5 protein-coding genes are annotated in these 6,057 nt (G+C 57.0%); all 5 read left to right on the plus strand.

What is annotated here, in order from left to right; all coding sequences use genetic code 11:
* Window positions 1-157: 157 nt before the first annotated feature.
* Entirely contained in the window at window positions 158-1,147 is a 990-nt protein-coding gene (locus ACMLHG_RS01395; protein ID WP_417169296.1) for a LacI family DNA-binding transcriptional regulator, read from the plus strand.
* Window positions 1,148-1,236: 89 nt separating this feature from the next.
* Window positions 1,237-2,139, plus strand: coding sequence for a glycyl-radical enzyme activating protein (locus ACMLHG_RS01400; RefSeq protein ID WP_302453297.1), 903 nt, complete (start codon window positions 1,237-1,239; stop codon window positions 2,137-2,139).
* Window positions 2,136-4,286, plus strand: a complete 2,151-nt coding sequence (locus tag ACMLHG_RS01405) for a pyruvate formate lyase family protein (RefSeq protein WP_417169297.1) — start codon at window positions 2,136-2,138, stop codon at window positions 4,284-4,286. Before ACMLHG_RS01400 ends, ACMLHG_RS01405 begins: the two co-directional genes overlap by 4 nt.
* Window positions 4,279-5,352, plus strand: a complete 1,074-nt coding sequence (locus ACMLHG_RS01410) for a Gfo/Idh/MocA family protein (protein ID WP_417169298.1) — start codon at window positions 4,279-4,281, stop codon at window positions 5,350-5,352. Before ACMLHG_RS01405 ends, ACMLHG_RS01410 begins: the two co-directional genes overlap by 8 nt.
* A gap of 12 nt (window positions 5,353-5,364) precedes the next feature.
* A partial coding sequence (locus ACMLHG_RS01415) for a Gfo/Idh/MocA family protein (protein WP_417169299.1) occupies window positions 5,365-6,057 on the plus strand: 693 nt, incomplete at its 3' end.

Consider the following 6,057-nt stretch of genomic DNA (forward strand, 5'->3'; position numbering starts at 1 on the left):
TCGCCGCTGACCCGGGAGTGCAAACTGATTCCTGCGGCAGGCTTGTAACTGCCCCGATTGCAGCATTGAGTGATGGAGGTTCTTCTTTGATGTTTGAAAACTGAAGGATCAGATAGTATAATAATAACAGCAATCCCAGCAAGGAAACCTGATATCTATGCGGAAAGTCACGATCAGCGATGTCGCGTCGGAGGCGGGATGTTCCAAGGCGGCAGTATCTTATGTGATCAACCGGACAAGGCCGATCAGTGCGGAGGTGCGGAAAAAGGTACTGGATGCGGCGGAACGTCTCGGATACTATCCTTCCGGCAAGCGGAATACGCCCCGGCGGCGTTCCATCGCACTGCTGATCCGCGGCGATTTCAGGGTGGGAAACGAACCGGCTTTCACATTTCATCACGAAATTCTCCGCAGGGGTTATGTCCCGCAGATTTTCATGTGCGGTTCGGATGCGGAATCCCTGAAGCCGGTGCTTTCCGCGATCGGGAATGACCGGAATATCGCCGGCGTCATCAACACCGTCCCGGATATCGGCAGTCTGAATCTGCTGAAATATTGCCGGGAGCTCCCTTCCTTCATCTATGCGCGCAACGGCTGCATGCTCTGTTCCGTTCATTGCAATTATACGCATCGGATGAATCTGGCGCTCTCGCACCTGCACACTCTCGGGCACCGCAAAGTTGTATTTTTCATCGACTCCGCGACCATGGACAAGCAGCAGATGATCGACAACCTGGCGTTCCTGCAGAGATACTCCCGATCGGTTGGAATGGAAGCACGAGTCGTGACGCATCCTGAACGGCGGGATAATCCGGTGCTCTTTCCGAAGCTGGACCGGGAATGGGACGGAGGTGCCACCGCTATTCTGGCTTGGAACGATTTTTTCGCCTCAATGGTCTATCAGTGGGCTTATGAGCGGTATATCCGCATCCCGGACAAACTGTCGGTGATTGCGTTCTGCGATGAATTCAGCGCCCGGGGATTTGCGCCGCCGCTGACATCGGTGCAGATTCCGCTTGACTTGCTGGTTCACCATACGGTGGAGGCGCTTCTGGCTCGAATTGAGGACCGCAAGACCGAGGAAGTCCTTCTGCATCCGTTTCTGTCGATGGGAGCATCAACCAGGCCGTCATTGAAAAAGCATTGAACAAAATCAGATTTCCCTTCCTCTCCTTGCCGTTTTCTTGAAACCGCTTCGCTTCTTTGATATGTTGGTTCTTCAAAGGAGCGGTTTTCATGAACGGAATCATTACGGAAATTCAACATGCGTCGGTGCATGACGGCCCGGGCCTGCGGAGTGTGGTATTCCTCAAGGGATGTCAGATGCGTTGCTTCTGGTGTCATAATCCGGAGACCATTTCGGCCAGTCCACAGCTCTTTTTCGACGAATCGAAATGTATGGGATGCGGGCGGTGCCTGGGGTTCTGCGAAGCGCACAAGCTCTCCAATGGCCGGCACCGCATTGAACGAGCGTTCTGTACTTCCTGTTTCCGGTGCGTCGAAACGTGCTTTACCGGTGCACTGAGCGTCTGCGGGCGAGTGGTTTCCGTGGATGAGGTCATGCGTGATCTTGCCGAAGATATTCCGTTTTACGGGGAATCCGGCGGAGGCGTCACCGTTTCCGGCGGCGAACCGGGCTGCCAGTCGGATTTTACAGCGGAAATTCTGCACCGCTGTCATAAAATGAAGATTCATGCCGCGCTTGAAACCAATCTCGCCTATTCGCGCGCCATTCTGGAAAAGCTCGTCGCCGGTTGCGATCTGGTGATGGCCGACTTGAAGCATATCGATTCGCAGAAACACCGCGCGGGAACCGGCCACGGCAATGAGCAGGTTCTGGAAAACCTCCGCTCTCTGACAGTTCCCCTGATCCTGAGGACCCCGATTGTACCCGGCTTCAACGACGACGCCGGAACAATCAGCCGGATCGCGGAGTTTGCGGTAAAACTGGATATGCTCCAATATTATGAGCTGCTGACCTATCATCCGCTCGGCTGCGGGAAAGCGGAGCGTCTCGGACTGGAAGAACGGGCCAAGCCGCAGACTCCCCTGACAACAGACACGACAGATTATCTGGTCAAAGCCGCCTCCGAAACCGGAGTGCCGCTTTTTCTTAATGGGAGACGCATTGTAAAATGAGTGGATTCAAACTTGAAAAATATGCCGGACGGATCGCCCGCCTCGTCGCAAAGAAAAAAGAACAGACGCTGGCGAAGTACCGCCGGTTCGGGAAAGCGGATGAGGACGATTACGGCTATGTCCTTCCGCCGGAAGAATTCATGCGAACGTTCCGGTTTCCGGTCCTCGATGAAAACGGCTCGTTCCACGGAGTGTCCGCATGGGCGAAAAACTACCGGGCGCTGCTGGAAGCGCATCCGGTCTATGTCGATCCCGACGACGCACTGGCCGGGCGCTGGATGTTCATGATGTCGCGCATGCGCGCTGGGTATCAGCTTTCCCTTGCGCCGTTTCCGGTGGACTATTCGTTTTTGCATCACGACCAGGAGCTTTACGACCTGACCCACGGCATCGGCAAGGATGCCCACTTCGCGCCGGATTACCGGATCGGGCTGTCCCTTGGCTGGGGCGGACTGACGCGCAAGGTGAAACGGTCGCTCAAAGCGCATAAGTTCGACCCCGAAGCGGTCGAACTGCTGAACGCTGAACTGGAGGCGCTTGCCGGAATCTGCAACTGGATTCACCGTACCGCCATGGCGGCAGAGGGAGAACTGCGGCGCATCAACCTCAGGCTGGAGAACGATCCGCCGGAACCCCTGCGCGAGGCCTGCCAGTGGATCGCATGGTTCAATATGGCTTCCCGCACCTACAACCGCGACGGTGCGGGAGGGCAGCTTGACGAGATACTCCGCCCCTATTACGAGCGCGACATTGCCGCCGGGCGCATCGACGACGAAGATGCCGTCTACTATATCGCATGTCTGCTGCTGAACGATCCGCACTACTATCAGATCGGCGGCCCGGATCCGAACGGCAAAGATCAGACGAGCCGGATTTCCTTCCTGATCCTTGAAGCGGCCCACGCTTTGAAAACACCCTGCAACCTGACGATCCGGGTCCATGACAGGATGGACGAGAAGCTGTTTCGCCGCGGAGTGGAAATTCTGCTGGAGGACAATCTCGGCTATCCGCGTTTTTCGGGGGACAATGCGCTGATCGAGGGCTTTATGCGCAACGGATACTCCATCGAGCTTGCCCGTGAACGCATCGCCCTCGGCTGCAACTGGATGAGCATCCCCGGCCGGGAATACACGCTCAATGACACGGTCAAGATCAATCTGATGAAAGTGTTTGAAGTCGCGTTCAATGAAATCGCCGATTCCGGAAAGTTTTCACTCGGTGCACTTCACAAATGTTACCAAAAACATCTTGCGCGCGCCGCATTCTGCATTGCCGAAGGACTTGATTTTCACCTTGCGCATCAGTACAGGAATGAACCGGAGCTGCTGCTGAATCTGCTCTGTTACGGCCCGATCGAAAAGGGGCGCGATGCGTCTCATGGGGGAGTCGATTTCTACAATATGTGCTGCGATGGAGCGGGACTTGCCGTCGTCGCGGATTCCTTTGCGGCGCTCCAGACCCAGGTCGTCGAACGAAAACGCATTACCTGGAGAGAGTGTGTCGAGGCTGTCCACAGTGATTTCAGAAATGAAAACGGCGAGCAGATCCGGCGTCTGCTGGCCTCTTCGCCGCGCTTCGGCCACGGCGGGACTTGCGCCGATGAATGGGCGGTCACACTGACGTACGACTTTGTCGAAGCATTTCCGAACGGCCGCCGCACTCCGGAGGGGCGTCTGATTATTCCGGGGCTGTTCTCCTGGGCGGATACGCTCCGTTTCGGCAAGACGGTCGGAGCGACTCCGAACGGAAGGCGTGCGGGGGAGCCGTCCTCCCACGGCGCGAACCCGTGTCCGGGGTTCCGGAAAGACGGCGCGGCTACGGCGGTTGCCAAGGCGGTCGCCTCGGTTCAGTGCGGATACGGGAACACTTCGCCGCTTCAACTGGAACTCGATGCGTCGTTTGTGAACTGCGCGGACCCCGTCGGGAGGCTGATGGCACTGTTCCGGACGCATTTCAAGCTCGGAGGTACGCTGATCAATGTAAATATTGTCGATGCGAAAACGCTTCGGGCAGCCCGGAAGGAACCGGAAAAGTTTCCGGACCTGATCGTGCGCGTGACCGGCTTCACCTCTTATTTCATCATGCTTTCTCCCGAATTCCGGGATTTCGTCGTCAAACGCATCATAGAGGAAGAACAATATGCCTGAACACAAGAAGCTGCGGGTAGCCGTCATCGGCTGCGGAATGATCCATGTGGAACATATGCAGGGCTATGCGGAACTGAAGGACAAGGTGGAAATCGTCGCCGCAGTCGACCGGAAGCGCGAATGCCTGGAGGCGGTGCGCGATAAGTGGGGCCTCCCGGAAAACGCGCTTTTTGCGGACTGGGATACCATGCTTGCGGAGGTGCGCCCGGATGCCGTAGATCTCTGTTTGCCGAATTATGAGCATTTTCCCGCCGCGATGGATGCGATCGCCGCCGGCTGCCATGTTTACTGTGAAAAACCGCTCGGCATGAATGCCGCCGAATGCGAAAAGATGATCGCGGCGGCAAAGGTGAAGAACCTGAAGCTCGCAGTCGGCTTCCAGCAGGAATACTGTCCGTCGACCGAAGTTCTGGTGAACGCCCGGAATGCGGGATTCTTCGGCGAACTGCGCTCTGTTCACGGTTCGCTGCTCCGCCGCCGCGGCACACCGAACTGGGGAACCTACTACAGCCGCGAACTCGGGGGCGGCCCCGTTCTCGACATTCTGGTCCATCTGCTCGATGTCATTACGCATGTCTGCGGCCGCCCGGAGCCGGCACGTCTTTCGGCATCGTACTTTTACGGCGAAGGGAAAAATCCCTGCGATGTCTTCTGCTCCGCTCCGGACTGGAATAGCCGCGACTACAACGTCGAGGACCTGGCCGTCGCCCAGATAACGTTCAGAAACGGCCTCGTCGTGCAGCTTGAAACGTCGTATATCAACCATATCGGGGAGGACTGTGTTTATGACTTCAAGCTCAGCGGCGCCAAGGGCGGCGCATGGTGGCGCAGCGGCAAAGGGCCGGAGCTGTACGCCGATCGGTTCGGTGCGATGATGAACATCACGCCCGCTTACCTGCCGTCGCTCGGACGGCCCGACATGTTCCGCCGGAAACTCGACAACTGGGTCACCGCATGCCTGACCGGTTCCGCATTGATGCTTCCGGGCGAGATCGGACTCTACATTCAACGGATGCTCGATGCGATCGCACTTTCCGCCAAAGAAAACCGGGAAATCATATTTTAAGGAGAGATCAGAATGAAAAAACTCAATGTCGCACTCGTCGGCTGCTGGCACCCGCATGTTCCGCGCTATTACCCGATCCTTCAGAAGCGTGAGGACACCGCGCTGAGCTGTGTCTGGGATTCCACCCCTACCCGTAGAAATGAATGGGCGCAGAAACTCGGCGTCCCGTTCGTCGCCGACTACGATGAATTGCTGAAACGTCCCGATGTGGATGCCGTCTGCATTGTCGCGGAGACCTGCCGTCACGCCGAACTGATGAAGAAGGCGGCGGAGGCGGGGAAACATATCTTTACGGAAAAGACCTTCACGGTCACGACCGCCGAAGCTGCCGAGGTGCGCGATGCCGTCAAAAAGAACGGCGTCAAATTCGGGATCGCTTATATCCGCGCCACGACGCCCGCATTTGTCCTCGGAAAAAAACTGATGGACACCGGATTGCTCGGTGAAGTGAACATGGTCCGCATCCGCAACGGAGTCGACGCCTCGAAGATGAATGATCTGCCGCCCGACTGGTTCGACAGGACGGTTTCCGGCGGCGGTGCGTGGATCGACCTTGGATGCCATCAGATGTACCTGATGGACTGGATGCTTGGCGAACCGCTCGATATCTCTGTAAATGCAATCAACTATTACGGGCGCGATGTGGAGGACAATGTCTGTGCGGCGGTGAAGTTCAGGAATGGAACGCTCGGAGTTGCGGAATCG

It is taken from the genome of Victivallis sp. (assembly GCF_048170485.1).
In the GTDB taxonomy this organism is placed as follows: Bacteria; Verrucomicrobiota; Lentisphaeria; order Victivallales; family Victivallaceae; genus Victivallis.